This window comes from Trujillonella endophytica (assembly GCF_900110555.1).
GTDB classification, from domain to species: domain Bacteria; phylum Actinomycetota; class Actinomycetes; order Mycobacteriales; family Geodermatophilaceae; genus Trujillonella; species Trujillonella endophytica.
In genome coordinates, this window is sequence record NZ_FOEE01000024.1 from 13,537 (window position 1) to 35,262 (window position 21,726).

Genomic DNA, 21,726 nt, shown 5'->3' on the forward strand with positions numbered 1-21,726 from the left:
ACGAGATTCCCGGTGACCGTTCCCGGAAATGGCTGCTCGGCCATTTGTCGACAGGCGGGAACGGTGACCGGCGACGCCCTGACCTGCACGGACGCCGTCCGACACGGGCACTGTGCGGTGAGGGACCGTTCGGTCATCGGAACGGGCAGGGAGCGCACATCGCCCGACGTCCGTCCGCCGGGAGGCCCGGCGGCGCGAGGGGGATGCTGCCCGAGGTGGCGCGGGGTCAGGCGGTGGTGACCCGCTCCCAGGGAGCCAGCAGGACCGACAGCGCGCTGGAGTCCAGCAGGTCGCCCATGGTCAGCCCCTGCACCACCCCGGCGACGGCGTTCCAGACGCCCTGCGCGCCGTCGCGGCCGTCGAAGCCGCCGTCGGCGAACGCCTGCACGGCCAGCAGCTGCGCGGCGGCCAGGACCCGCAGGCGGCCGGAGACGTGCGCGGCCCACGAGGCCTCGTGCATGGCCGTCGCCCACGGCCGGCGCTCGAAGCGACCCTCGTCGACGGCGCGACGCCAGCGGGCCCGCGCGGGGTCGTCCTGGTCACCGACGGCGGCGAGGAAGGCGCGCACCTCGACGCCGGCGGGCCCCAGGTCCGGCTCGGCGGGCGGGACGAGGCCGGTCGCCGTGGCCAGGGCGAGCGGGCCGGTGAGCTGCCGGCGGACCAGCGGGGGGAGCACGTCGGAGGCGAAGGAGCCGATCACGGCGTCGCCGAGCACGTCCGCGGCGGCCGCGACGACGTCCTCGTCCAGGTCGGCGACGGCGGGGTGCTCGGGCCCGAGGACGTCGTCGCGCAGCACCCGCTCCACGGCGGCGGCGTCGCCGATCATCCCGCGCTCGAGCTGCTCCACCAGGACCGCGGCCCGGTCGCTGCCGGCCGACCGCAGGTGCGGCACGGCGGCGGCCAGCTCGCGCGCCCGGCGGGCACGGACGGCCAGGACGGCGCGCTCCTCGCGCTCCCGGCCGGCCGAGGGGTGCGCGCTCGCGATGCCCTCCAGCGTGGCCGCGTCGGCGGTCAGCCCGGTGAGCAGGACGTCGGCGACCTGCCGGCCGAGGGGCAGGCGGACGAGGTCGAAACCGAGGGTGGCGGCACTGACCAGCGAGTACGGCACGACAGCGCCTCCGAGAGCCGGGACAAGGGCGAGACCATGCTGACCGTGATCGCTCCAGAGCGCCATGTGATCGTCACTCGACCGTTGGAGACGCGCGACCCCTCTCCCGCGTGTCCCTCCTGATCGGGTGACCATGCTCTCGCAGAGAGTCACCAATCATCGCCGGAAAACGCCACCGGCCCCCTGCCGGCTCCGGAGGGGAGCGGCGGCAGGGGGCCGGTGGTGGGGTGCAGTCCTCAGTCAGGCGCTGACGGCCTTGTGGACGTCGAGGGCGAGCAGCAGCTGACCGTCGAGCTTGAACGCCCCGCGGATCAGGTCGCGGGCCGTGCCGTCCAGCGTGTCCGGCGGGGCCTCGAAGTCGGCCGGGTCGACGTCGACCACGTCGGCGATCGCGTCGACCAGCAGGCTGACCGCCTCGCCGTGCAGCCGCACGACGATGACGACGGCGTCGGTGTCCGCGGGCCGCGGGGGACGGCCGAGGCGCTCGCGCAGCTCGATCGCCGTCACCACCTGGCCGCGGAGGTTGATCAGGCCGGCGACGGCCGTCGGGGCCAGCGGCACCCGGGTCAGGCTCTGGCTGCGCAGGACCTCCTGCACGTGCGCCACCTCGACGCCGTACAGGTCGCCGTCGAGCCAGAAGGTGGCCAGCTGCCCGCCGATCGCCGGCGTCGCGCCGTCGGGTGTGCGGGTCTCGGTCGCGGTGCTCACGGTCAGACCTCCATCAGGGACGCGGAGACGCCCTCGGGCGTCGAGTGGGCGGGACCGGCGGTGTAGAAGGCCGGGTCGGCGGCGAGGATCGCCGCGCGGACGTCGAGCAGCTCGGTGACCTTCTCGCCGAGGACGGCGGAGCCGAGCAGGCCCATGTCCTCGATGTCGCTGCGGATCGCGGCCTCGCCGTCGACGATGTCGAGGATCTCCTCGACCACGATGGCGACGCTGCGGCCGTGGTCGCTGTAGACGATGACCTCGAGGACCTCGCGGTCGCTCTCGCCGTAGGCACCCAGGTGCCGGTCCAGCCGGACGATCGGCAGGATCGCGCCGCGGTACTGCACGACCTCCCGGTTGCCGACCCGCTCGACGTTCTCGGTGCGCACCTGCTCGAGCCGGGTGACCGTGTCCAGCGGGATCGCGACCCGCCGTCCGCCACCGATGGACGCGAGGAGCATCCGCTCCCGCTGCCCCTCGGTGTCCTTCGCCGCGACGGCGGCGGCCACGCGGGCCTCCTGCCGCTCGGCGCTCTCGGCGCGCAGCGCCCGGCGGGCCAGGGCCTGCACGTCGAGGATCAGCGCGACCGTGCCGTCGCCGAGGACGGTGGCGCCGGAGTACAGGCCGATCGCCTTGAGCTGACCGCCGACCGCCTTGACGACGATCTCCTCGGTGTTGATCACCCGGTCGACCACGAGGCCGAAGCGGCGGCCCTCGGAGCGCAGCACGGCGATGACGACGTGGCCGTCGTGCCGGTCGGAGGTGAGGCCGAGGACGTCGGTGAGGCGGACCAGCGGCAGCAGTTCGCCGCGCAGCCGGTAGACCGGGGCGCCCCCGACCTCCTCGACGGCGTTGGCGGCCTTCTCGGCGTCCAGGCTGACGAGCTCCTGCAGGCTGATCTGCGGGATGGCGTAGCGGTCGCCGGCGCACTCCACGGTGAGCGCGGGGACGATCGCCAGCGTCAGCGGGATCCGCAGCCGGCAGACGGTGCCCTTGCCGGCGACCGACTCGACCTCGATGGTGCCGCCGATGGCCTCGATGTTGGTCTTGACCACGTCCATGCCGACCCCGCGGCCGGAGACGTTGGTGACGGCCGCGGCCGTCGAGAAGCCCGGCAGGAAGATCATCTGCAGGACGTCGGTGGGCGTCATCCGGGCCAGCTGGGCCTCGGTGACCACGCCCCGCTCGACGGCCTTCGCGCCGATCTTCGCCGGGTCGATGCCGGCGCCGTCGTCGGCGACCTCGACGACGACCTGGCCGCTCTCGTGCTTGGCGCGGAGGGTGAGCACGCCCTCGGCCGGCTTCCCGGCCCCGCGGCGCGCATCGGGCGTCTCGATGCCGTGGTCGACGGAGTTGCGGACCAGGTGGGTCAGCGGGTCCTTGACGGCCTCGAGCAGGGTCTTGTCGAGCTCGGTGTCCTTGCCCTCCATCTCCAGGCGGACGTTCTTGCCACACTGGATGCCGAGGTCGCGGACGACGCGCGGCAGCTTGGACCAGATGTGGTCGATCGGCTGCATGCGCGTCTTCATGACGCCCTCCTGCAGCTCGCTGGCGATCAGGTTCAGCCGCTGCGAGGCGCGCACGAGGTCGGTGTCGTTGGACCGGCCGACGTACTGGACGATCTGGTTGCGGGTCAGCACGAGCTCCCCGACGAGCAGCATCAGCTCGTCGAGCAGGTCGACGTCCACGCGGATGGTGCTGTCGGCCACGGCGCGGCGGGCCGGCGAGTTGTCGTCGGCCGACGGGGCGGCGGGCGCGTGCTCGGTCTCGGCGGCCGGGGCCGGGCGGGGCGCGGGCACCTCGGCGACCTCCACCACGGCCGGGGCCGCGGCGACGGGCGCCTCCACCGCGGGCTTGCGAGCGGTCTTGCGGGCCGGCTTCGCGGCGGCGGGCGCCTCGGCGGCCTCGGTCCCGGCGGCTGCAGCGACCTCGGCGACGGGGGCGGCCGGCGCGGGGGCGGCGGCCTCGGCCGGGCGGTCCTCCATCGCTGCGCTGATCTCGGCGACGACGGCGGAGACGTCCACCGTGCCCTCGCCGCCGGTCGCCTCGATGGAGGCGAGCAGCGAGCGGACGGTGTCCACCATGCGCAGCAGCACGCTGGTGCGGGTGGGGGTCAGGTCCAGGGCGCCGTCCCGCAGCCGGGAGAGCATGTTCTCGCCGACGTGGGCGACCTCCTCGAGGCGGTTGAACGCCAGGAAGCCGCTGGTCCCCTTGATCGTGTGGATCGTGCGGAAGATGCTCGAGAGCCGCTCCCGGGAGTTGGGCTCCTGCTCGAGCGCCACCAGGTCGGTGTCCAGCTGGTCGAGGTTCTCGTGGCTCTCGACGAGGAACTCCTCGACGATGTCGTCCAGACCGTCCACCGAATGCCTTCTCTCTGCTCTGCGTCGGACCCGTGCAGGACCCGTTGGTTCTGTCGGCACGCGGACGGGCGAGTCAAGGCGAGTCCGGGCTCTCAGCGCGAGAACCTAGGAGCGGAGCGGGGCGCGCACGGCCATTCGCGGGGTGTGTCGCGGGGCCGCGGGCGAGAAAGACCGGTGACCGTCCGGGCGCGGTCGACAAGGCGATCGGCGGACGACGACGGGCCCGGCGCCGGGAGCGGCGGCCGGGCCCGGACGGCGCGGGATCAGCGGGTGGAGCGGGTGGAACCGGATCAGCGAGCGGCGACGATCTGGTCGTAGGTGGAGAAGCCGCGGGAGATGCCGCTGTCGGTGAAGCTGCCGACCCAGCCCTCGTCGTCGTGGAAGAAGCGCACGGACACGTAGTCGGGGCTCGTGCCCATGTCGAACCAGTGCGTCGTGCCGCCGGGAACGGACAGCAGGTCACCGGCCTCGCACAGCACCGCGTGCACCTTGCCCTGCAGGCGCAGGTAGAAGATGCCGGACCCGGTGGCGAAGAAGCGGTCCTCGTCGTCGTCGTGGGTGTGCTCGTCGAGGAACTTCGCGCGGGCGGTGCGCACGGTCTCCGGCCACGACGGGTCGTCGCTGGGGTGCATCTGCACCACGTCGACGAGCGTGTAGCCCTCGGCGGCGGTCACGCCGTCGATGCGGTCGCGGTAGGCGTCCAGCACGTCGTCCTGGGTCGGCCGGTCGGGGAGCTCCTGCACCGGCCACTGCTCGAACCGGACGCCGAGCTCCTTGAGCACGACGGCGATCTCCGCGGCGTCCTCGGTGCGCAGTTCGGGCGTGTCGGGGGCGTCCTCACGCCACACGGTGAGCAGGGTCACGGGTCCACCTCGATCATCGGATTTCCGGTTGTCCGGACGGAATCCCTACTATTCCCCTCGTGATGGTCGCGGCGCCACCGACCTCCGGCAGCTCCGCTGTCGGAGCGCTGCGGCGCACCGTCAACGCCGCCGTGCACCCGGCGGTGTGTCCGGAGCTGTGTTGCATGCCGGGGTCCCGGGTCTCGCGTCCGCAGCACGCGTGAGGCCCCGGCGCGGCCGAGCCGCGCCGTCGTGGGGCCCACCTGGAGTGCGCCGCCCCGCTCCGCTCTCCGGGCCGTCCGGCCCACCGCTCCCGAAGGACCCCCCATGCCCCGCTCCACCCGGTTCCCCCTGCTCGCCGGGACCGCCGTCTCGCTCCTCCTGCTCTCCGCATGCTCCCAGTCCGACGGCGACGACGGCGACTCGTCGGAGGCCGCGGCCCGCACCACGCAGGCAGCCTCCGCCGACGCCCCCGCCCCCTTCTCCGACGGCCCGGTCGAGGTCGCGCTGGTCCGCCAGAGCGGCGCCGGCGACTACTTCGAGGCCTGGGGCCAGGGCGCCGAGGCCCAGGCCGAGGCGGCCGGGATCGAGCTGACCGTCACCGACGCCCGCAACGACAACGCCCGGCACGCCTCGGACCTGGAGCGGGCGATCGCCTCCGAGCCGGACGCGATCATCGTCGACCACGGGCAGACCGACACCATCGCCCCGCTGGTCCAGGAGGCCGTCGACGCCGGCATCCCGGTCGTCGTCTACGACCTCGAGCTGCCGCCGATCGAGGGCGTCGTGGTCACCAGCCAGAGCGACGCGAGCATGGCCGAGGGCGTGCTGGACCAGCTCGTCGCGGACGTCGGCGACGGCGCCGCGGTGGGCTACGTGTCCGCCACCGGCTTCGCCCCGCTCGACCGCCGTGCCGAGGTCTGGGACACCTACGTCGCCGAGCACCAGCTCGACCAGCGGTTCTCCACCGGCGAGGTGACCGAGTCGACGGCGACCGACAACATCCCGCTGGTCGACGCCGCGCTCAAGCAGCACCCCGACGTGACCGCGATCTTCGCCCCGTACGACGAGATCGCGAAGGGCGCGGTCCAGGCGGTGCTCCAGAACGACCTGCAGGACGGCGTCCGGGTCTACGGCATCGACATCTCCAACGCCGACATCGAGGTGATGACCGCCGAGGGGAGCCCGTGGGTCGCCACCTCCGCCACCGACCCCACCCAGATCGGTGGCGCGGTCGTCCGCGTGGCCGCCCTGGAGCTGGCCGGTCAGCTGGAGGAGGACGCCGTCCAGTTCCCCGCCGTCACGGTGACGCAGGACTTCCTCCGGGACAACGACATCACCTCGGTCGCCGACCTGGTCGAGGCGGAGCCGTCGCTGCGCCTGGACGACGTCGCGGTGGCCGACTGGCTGCCGAACAACTCCGCGTCCTGATCGGTCGGGGCCGGCACATGAGCACCGCGGCGGTGTCCCTGCGGGGGATCGGCATGTCCTTCGGGGCCCACCGGGTCCTCGACGGCGTCGACCTGGACATCGCCGCGGGCGAGGTGCTGGCCCTGCTCGGCGCCAACGGGGCCGGGAAGTCGACCCTGATCAAGGTCCTGTCGGGGGTCCACCCGGGCCACGACGGGACGATCCGGATCGAGGGCACGGAGCAGCGGATGGACTCGCCGCTCCGTGCCCGCCGGGCCGGCATCGCGACCGTGCACCAGCGGGTGCACGACGGGGTGGTCCCGGGGCTCACCGTCGCGGAGAACCTGGCCTTCGACGACCTCGCCCACCCGGCGCGCCGCGGCCCGTCCGCGGTGCTCCTGCGGCGGCGCGAGGTGCTGGCCGCCGCCCGGACCGCCGTCGAGGTGCTCGGCCTCGACTGGAGCGACGCCGTCCTGCGCCGCGACGTCGCCGAGCTCGGCATCTCCGACGCCCAGTTGCTGGTGCTCGCGCGGGCGCTGGTGCACCGGCCGCGGCTGCTCGTCCTGGACGAGCCGACGTCGGCGCTGTCGGCCGCGGAGGCCGACCGCCTGTTCGCGGTCGTCCGCGGCCAGCGGGCGGCCGGCCTCGCCGTCCTCTACGTCTCGCACCGGCTCGGCGAGGTCGACGCCCTCGCCGACCGGGCGGTGGTGCTGCGCGACGGCCGGGTCACCTCCGACACCCGGGCGCCGTTCCGCTGGGACGTCGTCCTGCCGGCGATGCTCGGCGAGCGCGCCGCCGTGCACCCCGTCGGCCCCGACGGCATCGGCCCGCCGCCGCGGGAGCCGCTACCCGCAGGGGACGTCGCCGTCCGCCTGCGCGGGGTGCGGCTGCTCCCCCGCTCCCCCGCCCTGGATCTCGACCTGCACGCCGGCCAGGTCACCGGCGTCGTCGGGCTGCTCGGCGCCGGCAAGTCCGAGCTCGCGCACGGCCTGTTCGGGTCGGCCTCGTGGGCCGGCGGGACGGCGGAGCTCGACGGCCGGCCGTTCGCCCCCCGCTCCCCCGCCGCCGCCGTCCGGGCCGGCGTCCACCTCGTCCCCGAGGACCGCGCCGGCCAAGCCCTGCTGCCCGGCTGGTCGATCGCCCGCACGCTGAGCCTGCCGTTCCTGCGCGAGCTGTCCCGCGGTGGCGTGGTCGACCGCGCCACCGAGGCCGACCGGGCCCGGACCGCGGTCGACCGCTTCGGCGTGGTGACCCGCAGCGAGAGCACCGACGTCGGCGAGCTCTCCGGCGGCAACCAGCAGAAGGTCGTCGTCGGCCGCTGGCTGGTGCCCGGCGTGCGGGTGCTGCTGCTGGACGAGCCGTTCCGCGGCGTCGACCTCGGCGCCCGCCGCGACATCGGCGGCCACGCCCGCGACGCCGCGCGCGCCGGTGCCGCGGTCGTCGTCCTCTCCGCCGACGTCGACGAGGTGCTGGAGGTCGCCGACCGCGTCCTCGTGCTCGTCGACGGCGCCGTCACCCTCGACGCCCCCGTCTCCGCCGTGCCGCGCGACGCGGTCGTCGCCGCCTTCTCCGCCACCTCCCCGGGAGGAACCCCCGCGTGACCGACCCCCTGACGAAGCCGGCACCGACGCCGGCCCCGGCCCTCCCCGAGCCGGCCCCGCGCGCCTCCGCCGGCGCCCGGCTCGCCCCCGGCCTGGACCGGGCGCGCGAGCTGCTGGTCCGCTACGGGTTCATCGCCGTCACCGTGGCGCTGATCGCCTGGTTCGTGCTCAGCGAGCCCAACTTCCGCACCGCGGACAACCTCTACGGGCTGCTGGAGTACGCCGCACCGACCGCGATCGCGGGGCTCGGCGTCACCATCGCGATGACCGTCGGCGGGCTGGACCTCTCGGTGGGTGCGGCCGCGGGCTTCGGCGTCTCCCTCGCCGCCTGGATGATGGTCGTGCAGAACCAGGTGGGCGGCGTCGCCATCGGCGCGGTCCTGCTCGGCGGCGCTTTGATCGGCCTGGTCAACGCCCTGCTGGTGGTGTGGGCCCGCATCCCGGACCTGCTCGCCACCCTGACCACGATGTTCGCCGTCATGGGGCTCAAGCTCGTGCTCGTCGACGGCCGCTCCATCTCCTCCCGGATGACGCTGGAGGACGGCTCGACCGCCCCCGGCCGGTTCACCGACGACTTCCTGTGGCTGGCCCGGGGCGACATCGGACCGGTGCCCGTGCCCGCGGTGCTCCTGCTGCTCGTCGCCGTCGCCGTGTGGTTCCTCCTGGAGCGCACCCGCTACGGCCGGCTGTTCTACGCCGTCGGCGCCAACGCCGAGGCCGCCCGGCTCGCCGGCGTCCCCGTCGGCCTGTACCGCAGCGCGGCGTACGTGCTGTCCGGCGTGCTGGCCTCGGTCGCCGGCCTGCTGCTGGCCGCCCGCATCGGCCAGGGCGACGTGAGCGCCGGCAACTCGCTGCTGCTGGACGCCGTCGCCGTGGCCCTGGTCGGCACCTCGGTGCTGGGGCGCAACGTGCCCAACGCCTGGGGCACGGTCCTGGGCGCGGTGCTGGTGTCGGTGATGGTCGTCGGGTTCAGCATGAAGGGGCTGCCGTACTACGTGCAGGACGTCGCCAAGGGGGCCGTGCTGCTGGCCGCCCTGCTGTTCAGCTACACCCTGTCCCGCCGGCGCACCGCGCTGCCGGGCCAGCCCGCCGCCGGAGGTGCCGAGTGACCCGTACCGAACCCGACCGCGGCCCGGCCGTGCTGGCCCCCGGGGAGCTGCTCACCGTGGCGGCCGTGCCGGTGTACCTGGCCGCCGTCCCGGCGCTGGCCCGGGCCGTCGACCCGTCCGCGCTGGCGAGCGTGGTCGAGGTCGGCGACGGCAACCTCAACCTGGTCTTCGTCGTCACCGACACCTCCGGCCGCTCGCTGGTGCTCAAGCAGTCGCTGCCGCACGTGCGCACCGACCCGAGCTGGCCGATGACCCGGGAGCGCTCCGCCCGGGAGGCCCGGATCCTGGCCGCGCACCGCGCCGTCGACCCCGAGCACGTGCCCGAACTGCTGCACTTCGACCCGGCGGCCCAGGTGCTGGCGATCGAGGACCTGTCCGACCACGTCGTCTGGCGGGTCGCCCTCGACGGGGGCGATCTGCACGCGGAGGCCGCCGTCGACCTCGGCGTCTACGCCGCGCGCGCCGGCTTCGGCACGTCGGTGCTGGCGCTGGGCACCGCCGGGCACAAGGCCGCGGTCGCCGCGGCGATGAACCCGGAGCTGTCGGAGATCACCGAGGACCTGGTGCTCACCGAGCCGTTCGTCGAGCACCCGCACAACGTCGTCCTGCCGGCCAACGCCGCCGACGTGGCCGCCCTCGCCGCCGACCCCGAGGTGCAGGCCGCGGTGGGGCGGGCCAAGTGGGCGTTCATGACCCGCGCCGAGGTGCTCCTGCACGGGGACCTGCACACCGGCTCGGTCTTCGTCCGCGCCGCCGCCGGCGGCGCCCCCCGCTCGACCCGCGCCTTCGACGCCGAGTTCGGCGCCTACGGCCCGCTGGGCTTCGACGTCGGCATGCTGTGGGGAAACCTCGTGCTGGCCGCCGCGCGGGCCACCGCGCGGGGGCAGGACGCCCGTGCCGCCGAGCTCCTGGGACTGCCCGCGGCGACCTGGGCGGCGTTCGAGGCCGAGTGGCGGCGGCTGTGGCCCTCCCGCACCGACCCGCGGGTGTTCGGCGACGCGGTGCTGGAGGACCTGCTGGCCCGCGCCCGCGCCGACGCCACGGCCTACGCGGGCGCGGAGGTCGCGCGCCGGGTGATCGGCTTCGCGAAGGTCAGCGACGTCGAGACGCTGCCGGAGGCGCTGCGGGAGGGCGCCGTCCGCGGGGCGCTGCGCGCGGCGCGGGAGCTGCTGCTGGCCGCCGGCCGGGGGCGGACCGACCCCGCCGCCCTGTCCGCCGTCACCGGCGAGCTGCTGACGGCGGCCGCCACCCGCTGAGCGGGCCGCCGTCGTACGCCGGTGGCCCGGAAGCGGCACGGCTCCGGGCCACCGGGGTACAGCCGTTCCACGTGGAACGCGGCGTCAGCGGGCGCCGACCGAGCCCCCCGGCCGCGTCTCGGACGCGAAGGTCATCAGGAACTCGACGATCTCCGTGTGGTGCCGGGCCTGCGTCAGGTCCCGGCCCCACGCGTACATGCCGTGCCGGGCCACGATGAACGCCGGCACCTGGCCGTCCCACCGCGGCTCCCAGGCCGCGGCGATCTCGTCCATGTCCTGGCTGTTGGGGACGACGGGGATGGTCACCGTCTCGTCGTGGGCCTTCCGGCCGATGCCCTTGAGCATCTCCAGGTCCCGCAGCGGCAGGCCGTCGGGGTACCAGTGGCCGGCCAGGACCGCCGCCATGCAGTGCACGTGCACGATCGCGTCGGCTCCGGCGTGCGCGGCGATCCGGGCGTGCAGCGCGGCCTCGGCCGACGGCGGCAGGTCCGGGTTCGGCTGGTCGGGCACGGCCCGGCCCCGCTCGTCGACCACGACGACGTCGCCGCTGGTCAGCTCCCCCTTGTCCAGGCCGCTGACGGTCACCGCCAGCCGCAGCGGGTCGCGGGTGAGGACCACCGACAGGTTGCCGGAGGTGCCGCGCATCCAGCCCATCCCCGCAAAGCGCGCGGACTCCGCGGCCAGCGCCCGCCCGGCGGCCTCCAGTGCGCTACGGGGGATGCCGCCCGCCTGCACCAGCCCGGTCACGGGGCCGCCACCACGTCGAGCTCGGTGAAGTCCGCGACGACCGGGACGTCGCCGAAGTCGGCGCCCGCGTTGGGCTCGCCGGCCCGCCGGACGCCGACGACCTGCCAGCCGGCCTCCCGGGCGGCGAACAGCTCGGCGGGCAGGTCGGAGAGGAACAGCAGCCGGCCCGGCTCGTCCCCGAGCGCGGCGGCGATCGCGTCGTAGGAGCCCGCCTCGCGCTTGGGGCCGGCCGTCACCGTGTCGAAGTAGTCGGTGACCAGCGGGGTGAGGTCCCCGGCGGGGGCGTGCCGGAACCACGGCACCTGGCTGGCGACCGAGCCCGAGGAGAACACCGCCAGCCGCACGCCGCGCTCGTGCCAGGCGCGCAGCCGGGGCACCACGTCGTCGAAGAAGTGCGAGGAGAGCTCTCCCGCGGCATACCCCGCGGCCCAGATCTGCCCCTGCAGCGTCTTGAGCGGGGTGGCCTTCACGTCGTCGTCCATCCAGCGGTGCAGCACGTCGACCACCTCGGCGGTGCCGGCGTCCTCGCGCAGCCCGCCCTCGTCCCGGGTCCGCGCCACCGCGCCGACCACGTCCGGGTCGTCGGCGTGGGTGTCGATCCAGGGCCCGAGCCGGGGCCGGGCGTAGTCGTAGAGGGTGCCGTGGACGTAGCCGGCGGCGCCGGTGGTGCCCTCGATGTCGAGGACGACGGTGCGCGCGATCAGGCTCAGGGTCACGGGACGCCAGCCTACCGAGCCGCCGGATCGGCCCCGGCGGGCTCGGGGGCCGCGTGGTACTCGGCCACCCGGGCGGGCTCGAAGACCCCCCGGTCGGTGGCGATGCGGGTCACGAAGCGCGGCGGGGTGACGTCGAAGGCCGGGTAGTGGCCGCGCTGCACCAGCGGCGAGGCCGAGCGGACGCCGAGCACCGAGAGCACCTCGTCGCCGTCCCGCTCCTCGATCTCGACATCAGCACCGGTCGGCGCCTGCGGGTCGGGCGCCTGCACCATCGCGTAGAAGGGGACGCCGAAGGCGTGCGCGGCCACCGCGTGCCCCAGCGTGCCCACCTTGTTGATCACGTGGCCGTCCATGGTCACCCGGTCGGCGGCGGTGACCAGCGCGTCGACCCGGCCGAGCGTCGAGGTGGGGGCCAGGACGGCGGCGGCCATCCCGTCGGTGATGAGCGCGACCTCCTGGCCCATCTCCACCAGCGTGTGCGCGGTGAGCCGCGCCCCCTGCAGGTAGGGCCGGGTCTCGGTGGCCACCCAGGTGTACCGGCGGCCCGCGGCGTGGGCGGCGCGGACCAGCTCGATGAGGTAGGCGTCGGCCCAGCAGTGGGTCAGCACCCGTGCGCCGTCGGGCACGAGCGCGGCGGTGTGCGCGGCCATAGCGGCGCTCCGGGCGCGGTACCCGGCGTCCAGGGCGGCGGCAGCGGCTCCGACGGCCTCCTCGAGCTCCCGGCCGCTCCGGGCGCCGGCGACGTCCGGGGTGGCCAGCAGGTCGGCGACGGCGTCGCGCACCGCGTTGTTGGTCGGCCGGGCACCGGTGAGGGCCGACCCCGCCCGCAGCAGCGCGGCCCGGGCCTCGTCCACCGGCCGGCCGGCGTGTTGGCGGGCGTCGAGCGCCAGGCCGGCCAGCGCCGCGTAGAAGGGCCCCGAGCTCTGCGTCACCATCGCGCGGATCGCCTCCGCCACCTCGGCGGCGTCCCGGGCGAGCACCCACTCCTCGCGGGCCGGGAAGACCCGCCGGTCGAGGATGGCGACGCCGTCGTCGGAGAGTCGGACGCTGTCGTCGAGCACCGGCCGGGGAAGGGGGGAGGGAACGCTCACGCCTGCCATGATCCCCCGGCTCGCCACGGGCAAAGTGCGCCCCGTGCCCGATCGAGGTCCGGAACGGTCCGTCCGCGCACACCGCTCGCGGGTCAGCGCACCAGCGCGGCCACCGCAGCGGGATCGCCGAAGGCCGGCCGGTCCAGCAGCAGGGCGCGGGCGGCGCGCAGCACCACCGCGCTCGCCGGCCCAGGGTCGGGCAGCGTCTCCAGGTCCGCGGCGTGCGAGTAGCCGGCCACCCGGCGGACCATCTCGACGGCGGCGAACCCGAGGGTGTCGTCCCACACCGACGCCAGTTGGCGGGACAGCCAGGCGTCGTCGAGGAAGCGGTCGGCCCGGCCGGGCCAGCCGGCCTGCCAGGCGGCCGTGAACGCCTCCCACAGGACGGCGGCCTGGCCGGCCCGGTCGGCGGCCTCGGCGCGGTCGCCCAGGGCCGCGCTGCGGGCGGCGGCGACCAGGGCGTTGGCCAGGTACAGCCCGAGGTCCAGGCCGATCGGGCCGACGACGGCGAACTCCGGGTCGATGACCCGCACCACGGCGGCGCCGTCCCGCTCCCCCACCATCACGCTGCCGGAGTGCAGGTCGCCGTGCACCAGCGCCTCGGCCCTGGACGCGAAGGCCCAGCGCAGCGCCGACACCTCGGTGCGCACCGCCGGGTCGGCCCGCAGCGCGGCCACCTCGGCGTCCAGCAGCGGGTGGTGGCGGTTGGCGTCGGAGGCGCCGAACGGCTCGGACAGCAGGTACTGCTCGGTGACGGCGGCGAGGACCGGGTTGACCGAGGCGGCGAGCAGCGCGGCGCGGTCGGCCGCCGTCGCGCCGGCCGCGCTGGTGGCGAAGGTGACCCGGCCGACGAGGTCGCCGACCTGGCGGGAGGTGTCGCCGAAGCCGGCGCCGTCGACCAGCGCGGTGCGCAGGACGGTGAGGTCGGAGAGGTCCTCCATCGTGAAGGCGAAGCGGCCCGGGTCGACGTCGAGCACGCGCGGCGTCTGCTCGGGGGCGAACCGGGCGAAGGTGGCCAGCGCCCGCGCCTCGACCATGGCCCGCTCGGGGCTCATCGGCGCCGAGGGCCCCAGGGCACGGATCCACGGCGGCGCCTGCTTCACCGCCAGTCCCCGCGTGGCGCCGGCGGGGACGGCGACGAACACCCGGTTCATGTTGCCGTCGCCGACCTCGCGCACGGTGCCCGAGCTCCCGTCCGGGGCCAGGCCGCGGGCGACCAGGTAGGCCCAGACGTCGCCGGGCTCGAGCACCCCGGCGGCAGCCGGGCCGGTCACCGGACGCCGGCCAGGCGGCCCACGAAGTCGGCGAGGAAGCCGGCCGCGTCCACCCCGGTGACGACCGTCGTGGCCGGGGCGGTGCGCGCCTCCTCCTGGGCGAAGGGCACGGGCAGGCCGTCGGCGGTCTGCAGCAGGTGGGCGCGGGCCAGCAGCCCGTCGGGCACGACCGCGACCGGCCCGTCGATCGAGGCGGTGATCCAGCGGGGCTCGACGAGCAGCCCGGCGGTCAGGCCGTCCCAGGCCGGGGAGATCCGCCGGCCCCACGCGTACTGGTAGAAGTCCATGTAGGACTCCAGGACCGCGGCGCAGAACTCCCCCACCGGGTCGCCGCTGCGGTGCAGCGCCTGCACCGCGGCCTCGTCGACGATGGTCTGCGCGCCCGCGTTGACCCCCACCATGACCAGCTCGCTGCGCGGCGCGGCGAACACCGCCCGCGCGGCCGCCGGGTCGTTGGCGATGTTCGCGTCGACGGTCTGGGTGACGCCCACCGGCGGGAACGGCCCGGAGCCGCCCATCAGCACCGTGGAGCGGAACTTCGTCAGCACCAGCGGGTCCAGCTCGAGGGCGAGGGCGAGGTTGCTCAGCGGGCCCAGTGGCAGCAGGTCGTACTCCCCCGGGGCCGAGTCGGCCAGCTCCACCAGGTACTCCGCGGAGGTCGGGCCCACGACGGCCGGCGTCGTCCGCTGCAGCCCGAGGTCGCCCAGGCCGTCGATGCCGTGCACGTAGGAGGCGATGTGCGCCGGCCGCCCGTCGACGGGGCCCGGCGCGCCCGCGGCGACCGGCACGTCCGGCAGCCCGGCCAGGGCCAGCACGTGGCCGATGTTGCGCAGCGCGTCGTCGACCGAGCAGTTGCCGTAGACGGACGTGACGGCGCTGATCTCGACGTCGGGCCGGCGGGCCAGCCACAGCAGGGCCAGCGCGTCGTCGATGCCGGTGTCGGTGTCGACGACGACCCGGCGCGGCGCGGGGTGGTGCTCGGTCAACGGGGCTCCTCGGGGTGCAGGGCGGTCTCGGGGTGGGCGGCGCTCTCGGCGGCGACCGGGTCCGCGGCGCGCAGGCGGCGCCGGACGCGGATCCGGGAGAGCACGAGGACCACCAGGGTGACCAGGTAGGGGGCGGCGTCGGTGAGCTGCTGGGGCAGGCCGATGCCCTGCAGCCGGAAGCCCCAGGCCTCCGCGGCGCCGAACAGCAGGCAGGCACCGAGGACCCACAGCGGGCGGCTGACGGCCAGCATCACCGCAGCGACGGCCACCCAGCCGCGCCCGGCGGTCATGTTCTCGGTGAAGGCGGTGACCGTGCCCAGCGACAGCTGCGCGCCGCCCAGCCCGCACAGCGCGCCGGCGACGACCACCGTCGCCATCTGGTAGCGCGTCACCGGCACGCCCAGGCTGGTCGCGGCCTCGGGGTGCTCCCCCACCCCGCGCAGCCGCAGACCGATGGAGGTGCGGGCCAGCCACAACGACAGGACGACGGCCAGCACGAGCGCCAGGGGCACCAGCACGGTGGCGCGGCCGAGGACGGGGCCGAGGACCGGGACGCCGTCGAGCACGTCGAGGTCCGGCAGCCCGGGCAGGCCCGCCGGGGCGAAGGTGCCGGTGGCGCCGAGCGCCTCCCGCATCACGAAGCCGGTCAGCCCCAGGGCCAGCAGGTTCATCCCGACGGCGACGATGATCGGGTCGGCCCGGAAGGCGACGGCCCCGACCGCGAGGACCAGGCTGAACACCGCGGTGGCCGCGACCGCGGCGAGCACGCCCAGCCAGGGGTTGCCGCTCCACCAGCTGACCGCCACCGCGGTGAAGGCGCCCCACAGCAGCTGGCCCTCGAGCGCGATGTTGAAGACGCCGGCCCGGCCGCAGAGGGCGCCGCCGAGGGCGGCGTAGAGCACCGGCGCGGCCGAGGTGAGGACGGCGGCGACGAAGGCCAGGTTGAGGACGTCCACGTCAGGCCCTCCCACCGGCCGCGCGCCGGGCGCGGGCGGCGATCCACCGGGTGGCCAGCACGCGTAGCGCGAGCACCAGGATCACGACCGCCTGCAGCACCTGGCCCAGCTGGCGCGGCACGTCCACGTCGCGCTCCATGCCCGCCGACCCGACCGACAGGATGGTGAACAGCGCCGCGGTGACCGGCAGCAGGGCCGGCCGGCCACCGGCCAGCAGCGCCGCGGCGACCCCGGCGAAGGTGTAGCCGGGGGCGGTCAGCGCGTCGTCGATGAAGCGGAACGGCTGACTCATCACGATCACGGCCCCGGCCAGGCCGGCGACGGCCCCCGCGGCGGCGAGCGTCCCCAGCGTCAGCCGCGGCACCGACAGCCCCCCGTAGGCGGCGAACCCGCGGTTGGCCCCGGCGACGCGGACCTCGTAGCCGACCGGAGTGCGCGCGTCGACGTAGACGGTGACCAGCAGGACGGCGAGGACGAGCACCAGCCCGGCGTTGGTGTAGCTCATGCCCGGGAAGGCGGGCAGGTGCGCCGCGTCGGGCAGCCGGGGCGTCTGCGGGACCGGGGAGCCCTCCTGGGCCATCGGGAAGCGCACGAGGTAGGAGGTGAGCGCGACCGCCGGCGTGCTGAGCAGCAGCGTGGAGATGATGACCGGGACGCCGGCGCGGGTGGACAGCGGCGCCGAGACCGAGGCGAGCGTGCCCCCGGCGAGCATTCCCGCGACCACGCACAGCGGGAGCAGCAGCGCGGCCGGACCCGGCACGTAGAGCGCGACCGCGGCCGCGGCGATCCCGCCGGCCACCAGCTGCCCGTCGCCGCCGAGGTTGTACTCCCCCATCCGCGCGGGGATGGCGAACGCGAGCGACATCGCCAGGATCGCGGTGAACCCGGCGACGGCGAAGTCGATGTTGCTCACGCTCAGCGCCCCGCGGAACATGGCCTCGTAGCCGAGCAGCGGGTTCACCCCGGCGGCCAGCATCACCCCGGCGCCGACGGCCGCGGCGACGGCGACCGCGCCGAGCGGCACCAGGGCGGCGGGCGCCCCCAGCCGCAGCCGCTGTCCGAGGGCGCTCACCGCTCCCCTCCCCCGCTCGCACTCCCGGCCGGGCTCCCGGCCCGGCCCGCCTGCACCATCGCCGCGCCCAGCACCTCCTCGGTGGCCTCGGCCGCGTCCAGCTCCGCCGTCACCGCGCCGTCCAGCATCACCAGCACCCGGTCGGCCAGCGCCCGCAGCTCGGTGATCTCGTAGGACACCAGCAGCACCGCGCCGCCGCGGCTGCGGACGTCGAGCAGCAGCCGGTGGATCTCCTCGCCGGCGCCGACGTCCACGCCCTGGGTGGGCTGCTCGACCACGAGCAGGGGCGCCTCGTGGTGCAGCTCGCGGGCCAGCACCACCTTCTGCGCGTTGCCACCCGACAGCGAGCTCACCGGCACGGCGACACCGGCGGTCTTCACGCCGAGGCGGCGGACCAGCTCGGCGGCCTGCGCGCGCAGCGCCCGGGGGGAGAGGCGGCCCCGGCGGCCGATCGGCGGCGTGCGGTGGTGCCCCAGCGCCAGGTTGTCGGCGACGGACAGGCTCGCGGCCGTCCCCATCCCCTGGCGGTCCTCGGGCACGTACGCGATGCCGAGCCGGCGGCGCTCCCGGACGCCGAGGCCGGCCAGGTCCCGGCCGTGCAGCCGGACGCCACCGGACTCGGGTCGGCGCAGGCCGACGACGGCCTCCACCAGCTCGCGCTGGCCGTTCCCCGAGACGCCGGCGATGCCGACCACCTCGCCGGCGGAGACCCGCAGCGAGACGTCCTGCACCCGGCTCGCGCCGGGCGCGGCCGGCATCCGCAGGCCGTCGACCTCCAGCACCGGATCGCCGCGGACGGCGCCGCGGGGGTTGACGGCCGGGACCAGCCCGCGGCCGATCATCGCCTCGACGATCTCGCCGGCGGTGGTCTGCGCGGTGGTCAGCCGCGCGGTCACGACGCCGTCGCGCAGCACGGTCACCCGGTCGGTCACCTCGAGCACCTCGCGGACCTTGTGGGTGACCAGCGCGACCGTCGTCCCCTGCTCGGCCATCCGGCGGACGACGACGAACAGCGAGTCGACCTCGCCGGGAGTGAGCACCGCGGTCGGCTCGTCGAGGATGAGCACCTCCGCCCGGCGGTGCAGGGCCTTCAGGATCTCCACCCGCTGGCGGACGCCGAGCGGCAGCGTGTCCACGCGGGCGGTGGGGTCGACGTCCAGGCCGATGCGGGCCGACAGCTCCGCCACCCGCTCCTGCGCGGCCCGCCGGTCCAGCACGCCGAAGCGGGCCGGCTCCGCGCGGTAGACGACGTTCTCGGCCACGGTCAGCGAGCCGAAGAGCCGGAAGTGCTGGTGCACCATCCCCAGCCCCGCGGCGATGGCGTCCAGCGGTGAGCCCAGCCGCACCTCGCGGCCGTCGCGCAGCACCTGTCCCGCGTCGGGCCGGTGCAGGCCGTAGAGCACCGACATCAGGGTGGACTTGCCCGCACCGTTCTCGCCGACGACGGCGTGCACGGTGCCGCGCTCGAGCGCCAGGTCGACCCCGTCGACGGCGAGCACGGGGCCGAAGCGCTTGGTGATGCCACGCAGCTCGGCCGCGGGGGGAGCACCCCCCGCGGCCGAGCCGACTGCCGTGCTACCGGTCATCCAGCGGCCGGGTCGTCCACGGTGATCGTGCCGTCGATGATCTCCTGCCGGATCTGCTCCAGCTGCTCGATGACGTCGGGCCGGTCGGCGATCAGGCAGCCGGAGTCGGCGACGTCGTCCTCGAACGCCGTGAGGCCGACGCCGTCCTCGGCGAGGCCGTAGACCTGCGAGCCACCGGTGTCGCCGTCGAGGATCGCCGTCACGGACTCGGCGAGGGCGACGTCGACGTTCTTGGTCACGTTGTCCACGACCTGGCCGGGGGCCGAGGCGCACTCGTTGACGTCCACGCCGTAGGCCTGGAAGCCGCCGGCCGCCGCCACCTCGAATGCGCCGACGTTGCTGCCGGAGGCCGCCAGCAGCACCTGGTCCGCGCCGCCGTCGGCGAGCACCTGCGCCTGGGCACCGCCGCGGGCCGGGTCACCGAAGGGGTTGTCGCCGCCCACGAACAGCGGGGTGGAGGTCGCGGCCGGGTTCACGCTCTGGGCGCCGGCCAGGAAGGGGTCCACCCAGCGGCGGATGAAGGGCGTGTCCAGCGCGGCGACGACGCCGATCCGCCCGGTCTCGGTGAGCAGCCCGGCCTCGACGCCGGCCAGGTAGGTGGCCTCGTGCTCGCGGAACGCGGCGCAGGTGACGTTGTCCGGCTGCGGGTCGGGGCAGCCGTCGACGAGCAGGAACTGCTGGTCGGGGTTGTCGACGGGGACGGTCGCGAACGCGTCCTGCAGCGAGAAGGTGAGCCCGATGACGATGTCGGGCTGCTCCCGGACGGCCGCCTCGACGTTCTGCTGGATGGAGGTCGGGTCGGTGCTCTCGTAGACCTCGAGCTCCAGGCCCCGCTCCTCTGCGACGCGCTCGGCGCCCTCGATCGCGAGGGAGAGGAAGTTGTTCCCGCCCACCGGGTTGGGGGTGATCACGATGATCGAGCCGGCGGAGTCCCCGCCGTCACCTCCACCGGAGTCGCTGTCGGCACAGGCCGTGAGGCCGGCGAGGACGGCGAGCGCGACGGCGGGGAGCCGCCCCCGGCGACGGCGGTGGACGGAGTTCATCGGTTCTCCCAGGGAGCGGGCGCGGGATGCGCGCGTGGTCGGGCGACACCGCGACCGGTCCGGCCGGAGCGGGATCCGGTCCACCCCGACATCCTCGGCCTCGCCGGGACGCAGTGCCCACGTCTGGTCGTCCCCCGGAGCAGCCCACGACGCCGGAGGGTTGCCGGCCAGCGAGCCGGGGCTTCGTGCTGGCACTCAGGACCGCCCAGAACGTACACGCGGCGCCCGCGCGGCCGGCGCGGCCCCGGATGCCGTCCGTCCCGCCCGCTGGAACGCTGGTTCACCCAGTGGGACGGGCGACCCGCGGGCGGCCCGGTGGGAGACTGGCGGCGTGACGCTCCAGCGAGCCGCCCTCACCCCTCGGATGCGGCCCTTCACGACGACGGTCTTCGCCGAGATGTCGGCCCTGGCCGCCCGGACCGGCGCCATCAACCTCGGGCAGGGCTTCCCGGACACCGACGGGCCGTCGTCCCTGCTCGAGGACGCCGTGGCCGCCATCCGCGGCGGCGCCAACCAGTACCCGCCGGGGCCGGGGGTGCGGGAGCTGCGCGAGGCCGTCGCCGCCCACCAGGAGCGCTTCTACGGCCTGCGGACCGACCCCGACGACGTCCTGGTGACCGTCGGCGCCACCGAGGCGATCACCGCCGCCGTCCTGGCGCTCACCGAGCCCGGCGACGAGGTCGTGACCTTCGAGCCCTACTACGACGGCTACGCCGCGGCGGTCGCGCTGGCCGGGGCGGCCCGTCGCACGGTGGTGCTGCGCTCCCCCGGCTTCGCCGTCGACGAGGCCGCGCTGCGGGCGGCGTTCACCCCGCGCACCCGGCTGGTGCTGCTCAACAGCCCGCACAACCCGACCGGCAAGGTGTTCACCCGCGCCGAGCTGGAACTGGTGGCGCGGCTGGCGGCCGAGCACGACGCCGTGGTGATCTCCGACGAGGTCTACGAGCACATGACCTACGGGGTGCCGCACGTGCCGATCGCGACGCTGCCCGGGATGGCCGAGCGGACGCTGACGATCTCCTCGGCGGGCAAGACCTTCTCGGTGACCGGCTGGAAGGTCGGCTGGGTGCACGGCCCGACCGAGCTGGTGGCCGCCGTCCGGGCGGTCAAGCAGTTCCTCACGTTCGTGGGCAGCGGGCCGTTCCAACCCGCCGTGGCCCGTGCGCTGGCGCTGCCCGACGAGTACTTCGACGGGCTGCGGGCCGGTCTCGAGCGCAAGCGGGACCTGCTCATGACCGGCCTGGACGCGGCCGGCTTCGCGGTGAACCGGCCCGACGGCACCTACTTCGTCACGGCCGACGCCGCGCCGCTGGGCTACACCGACGCCATGGCGCTGTGCTGGGACCTGCCGGAGCTGGCCGGCGTGGTCGGCGTCCCGGTGGGGGTCTTCCACGACGACCCGGAGGCCGCCCCCTCGCTGGTCCGGTTCGCCTTCTGCAAGCAGGACGCCGTCCTGGGCGAGGCCGTCGACCGGCTCGCGGCGCTCGGCGCCCGCCTCGCGGGCTGAGCCCGCCCCCGGTTCGGGGGCGGGCCCAGCGGCGACTCAGTAGCTGAAGCGGCCCACCGTGGTGCGCAGGTCGGCGGCCATCCGGGAGAGCTCGTCGACCGCGGTCCGCGTCTGGGTCAGCGCCTGGGTGGTCGAGTCCGCGGCCGAGGCGACCCCGGTGATGTTCTCCGCGATCTGGCCGGAACCCTGCGCGGCCTCCTGGACCGAGCGGGACATCTCGTTGGTGGTGGCGGTCTGCTCCTCCACCGCGCTGGCGATGGTGGTCTGCCGGTCGGAGATCTGGGCGACGATCTGGGAGATCTCCCCGATCGCCGCGACCGCGGCGGTGGTGTCGCCCTGGATGGCCTGCACCCGGCG

The 21,726-nt window shown here is 75.4% G+C and carries 18 protein-coding genes, 1 pseudogene and 1 riboswitch; of the genes and pseudogenes, 5 read left to right on the top strand and 14 right to left on the bottom strand.

Annotation, left to right across the window (positions count from 1 at the left end; all coding sequences use genetic code 11):
• Positions 1 to 226: 226 nt before the first annotated feature.
• From BMY88_RS22610 to BMY88_RS22625, 4 genes are all read right to left on the bottom strand, one after another.
• Complete coding sequence (locus tag BMY88_RS22610; RefSeq protein ID WP_091949482.1) at positions 227 to 1,108, bottom strand: hypothetical protein; 882 nt, start codon at positions 1,106 to 1,108, stop codon at positions 227 to 229.
• 240 nt (positions 1,109 to 1,348) lie between these two features.
• Positions 1,349 to 1,816 (bottom strand): chemotaxis protein CheW, encoded by a 468-nt coding sequence (locus tag BMY88_RS22615; RefSeq protein WP_211435786.1) that lies wholly within the window; start codon positions 1,814 to 1,816, stop codon positions 1,349 to 1,351.
• 2 nt (positions 1,817 to 1,818) lie between these two features.
• Positions 1,819 to 4,173, bottom strand: a complete 2,355-nt coding sequence (locus tag BMY88_RS22620) for a chemotaxis protein CheA (RefSeq protein WP_091949485.1) — start codon at positions 4,171 to 4,173, stop codon at positions 1,819 to 1,821.
• 290 nt (positions 4,174 to 4,463) lie between these two features.
• The gene (locus tag BMY88_RS22625; protein WP_091949487.1) at positions 4,464 to 5,036 is read right to left on the bottom strand and encodes a 1,2-dihydroxy-3-keto-5-methylthiopentene dioxygenase; all 573 of its coding nucleotides are present in this window, start codon (positions 5,034 to 5,036) and stop codon (positions 4,464 to 4,466) included.
• 306 nt (positions 5,037 to 5,342) lie between these two features.
• Between BMY88_RS22625 and BMY88_RS22630 the strand changes: the two genes are divergently transcribed.
• From BMY88_RS22630 to mtnK (BMY88_RS22645), 4 genes are read left to right on the top strand one after another with little or no spacing between them, the layout of a single operon-like run.
• Positions 5,343 to 6,446: a substrate-binding domain-containing protein gene (locus tag BMY88_RS22630; RefSeq protein ID WP_091949490.1), complete on the top strand. Its 1,104-nt coding sequence runs from the start codon at positions 5,343 to 5,345 to the stop codon at positions 6,444 to 6,446.
• Between the two features lie 17 nt (positions 6,447 to 6,463).
• On the top strand, positions 6,464 to 8,026 hold the full coding sequence (locus BMY88_RS22635) for a sugar ABC transporter ATP-binding protein (protein WP_211435787.1): 1,563 nt from the start codon (positions 6,464 to 6,466) through the stop codon (positions 8,024 to 8,026).
• A complete protein-coding gene (locus tag BMY88_RS22640; protein WP_211435788.1) occupies positions 8,023 to 9,135 on the top strand; it encodes an ABC transporter permease in 1,113 nt (370 codons plus the stop codon). The genes BMY88_RS22635 and BMY88_RS22640 overlap by 4 nt, the downstream gene beginning before the upstream one ends.
• Entirely contained in the window at positions 9,132 to 10,391 is a 1,260-nt protein-coding gene (gene mtnK / locus BMY88_RS22645) for an S-methyl-5-thioribose kinase (RefSeq protein ID WP_091949492.1), read from the top strand. Before BMY88_RS22640 ends, mtnK (BMY88_RS22645) begins: the two co-directional genes overlap by 4 nt.
• Positions 10,392 to 10,475: 84 nt before the next feature.
• Here the strand turns inward: mtnK (BMY88_RS22645) and mtnB are convergent, their stop codons facing one another.
• The 9 genes from mtnB to BMY88_RS22690 all read right to left on the bottom strand — a co-directional run bounded on the left by mtnB (position 10,476) and on the right by BMY88_RS22690 (position 19,862).
• Entirely contained in the window at positions 10,476 to 11,138 is a 663-nt protein-coding gene (gene mtnB, locus BMY88_RS22650) for a methylthioribulose 1-phosphate dehydratase (RefSeq protein WP_211435789.1), read from the bottom strand.
• Positions 11,135 to 11,854: an acireductone synthase gene (mtnC, locus tag BMY88_RS22655; protein WP_091949495.1), complete on the bottom strand. Its 720-nt coding sequence runs from the start codon at positions 11,852 to 11,854 to the stop codon at positions 11,135 to 11,137. Before mtnC ends, mtnB begins: the two co-directional genes overlap by 4 nt.
• An 11-nt stretch (positions 11,855 to 11,865) precedes the next feature.
• Positions 11,866 to 12,945, bottom strand: a complete 1,080-nt coding sequence (locus BMY88_RS22660) for a translation initiation factor eIF-2B alpha/beta/delta subunit family protein (protein WP_244524875.1) — start codon at positions 12,943 to 12,945, stop codon at positions 11,866 to 11,868.
• Positions 12,946 to 13,037: 92 nt separating this feature from the next.
• Positions 13,038 to 14,219, bottom strand: a complete 1,182-nt coding sequence (gene mtnK / locus BMY88_RS22665; RefSeq protein ID WP_211435790.1) for an S-methyl-5-thioribose kinase — start codon at positions 14,217 to 14,219, stop codon at positions 13,038 to 13,040.
• Positions 14,216 to 15,205 (bottom strand): nucleoside hydrolase, encoded by a 990-nt coding sequence (locus BMY88_RS22670; RefSeq protein WP_091949501.1) that lies wholly within the window; start codon positions 15,203 to 15,205, stop codon positions 14,216 to 14,218. The genes mtnK (BMY88_RS22665) and BMY88_RS22670 overlap by 4 nt, the downstream gene beginning before the upstream one ends.
• Positions 15,202 to 16,161 carry an ABC transporter permease gene (locus tag BMY88_RS22675; RefSeq protein ID WP_091949504.1) on the bottom strand — a complete coding sequence of 320 codons (960 nt, stop codon included), beginning with the start codon at positions 16,159 to 16,161 and terminating at the stop codon, positions 15,202 to 15,204. The genes BMY88_RS22670 and BMY88_RS22675 overlap by 4 nt, the downstream gene beginning before the upstream one ends.
• Position 16,162: 1 nt before the next feature.
• A complete protein-coding gene (locus BMY88_RS22680; protein ID WP_091949507.1) occupies positions 16,163 to 17,233 on the bottom strand; it encodes an ABC transporter permease in 1,071 nt (356 codons plus the stop codon).
• Positions 17,230 to 18,819: an ABC transporter ATP-binding protein gene (locus BMY88_RS22685; RefSeq protein ID WP_091949510.1), complete on the bottom strand. Its 1,590-nt coding sequence runs from the start codon at positions 18,817 to 18,819 to the stop codon at positions 17,230 to 17,232. Before BMY88_RS22685 ends, BMY88_RS22680 begins: the two co-directional genes overlap by 4 nt.
• Positions 18,816 to 19,862: a BMP family ABC transporter substrate-binding protein gene (locus BMY88_RS22690; protein WP_091949513.1), complete on the bottom strand. Its 1,047-nt coding sequence runs from the start codon at positions 19,860 to 19,862 to the stop codon at positions 18,816 to 18,818. Before BMY88_RS22690 ends, BMY88_RS22685 begins: the two co-directional genes overlap by 4 nt.
• Before the next feature lie 112 nt (positions 19,863 to 19,974).
• Positions 19,975 to 20,065: riboswitch (SAM riboswitch) on the bottom strand.
• A gap of 128 nt (positions 20,066 to 20,193) precedes the next feature.
• Here BMY88_RS22690 and BMY88_RS22695 point away from each other — a divergent pair.
• On the top strand, positions 20,194 to 21,369 hold the full coding sequence (locus BMY88_RS22695; protein WP_244524876.1) for a pyridoxal phosphate-dependent aminotransferase: 1,176 nt from the start codon (positions 20,194 to 20,196) through the stop codon (positions 21,367 to 21,369).
• 36 nt (positions 21,370 to 21,405) lie between these two features.
• Here the strand turns inward: BMY88_RS22695 and BMY88_RS22700 are convergent.
• Positions 21,406 to 21,726, bottom strand: a pseudogene (locus BMY88_RS22700) (methyl-accepting chemotaxis protein); the annotation flags it as partial.

Bases quoted from the DNA above. Each gene is read 5' to 3' on its own strand.
- BMY88_RS22630 (WP_091949490.1), top strand. From the start codon at position 5,343: ATGCCCCGCTCCACCCGGTTCCCCCTGCTCGCCGGGACCGCCGTCTCG.
- BMY88_RS22635 (WP_211435787.1), top strand. From the start codon at position 6,464: ATGAGCACCGCGGCGGTGTCCCTGCGGGGGATCGGCATGTCCTTCGGG.
- BMY88_RS22685 (WP_091949510.1), bottom strand. From the start codon at position 18,819: ATGACCGGTAGCACGGCAGTCGGCTCGGCCGCGGGGGGTGCTCCCCCC.
- BMY88_RS22690 (WP_091949513.1), bottom strand. From the start codon at position 19,862: ATGAACTCCGTCCACCGCCGTCGCCGGGGGCGGCTCCCCGCCGTCGCG.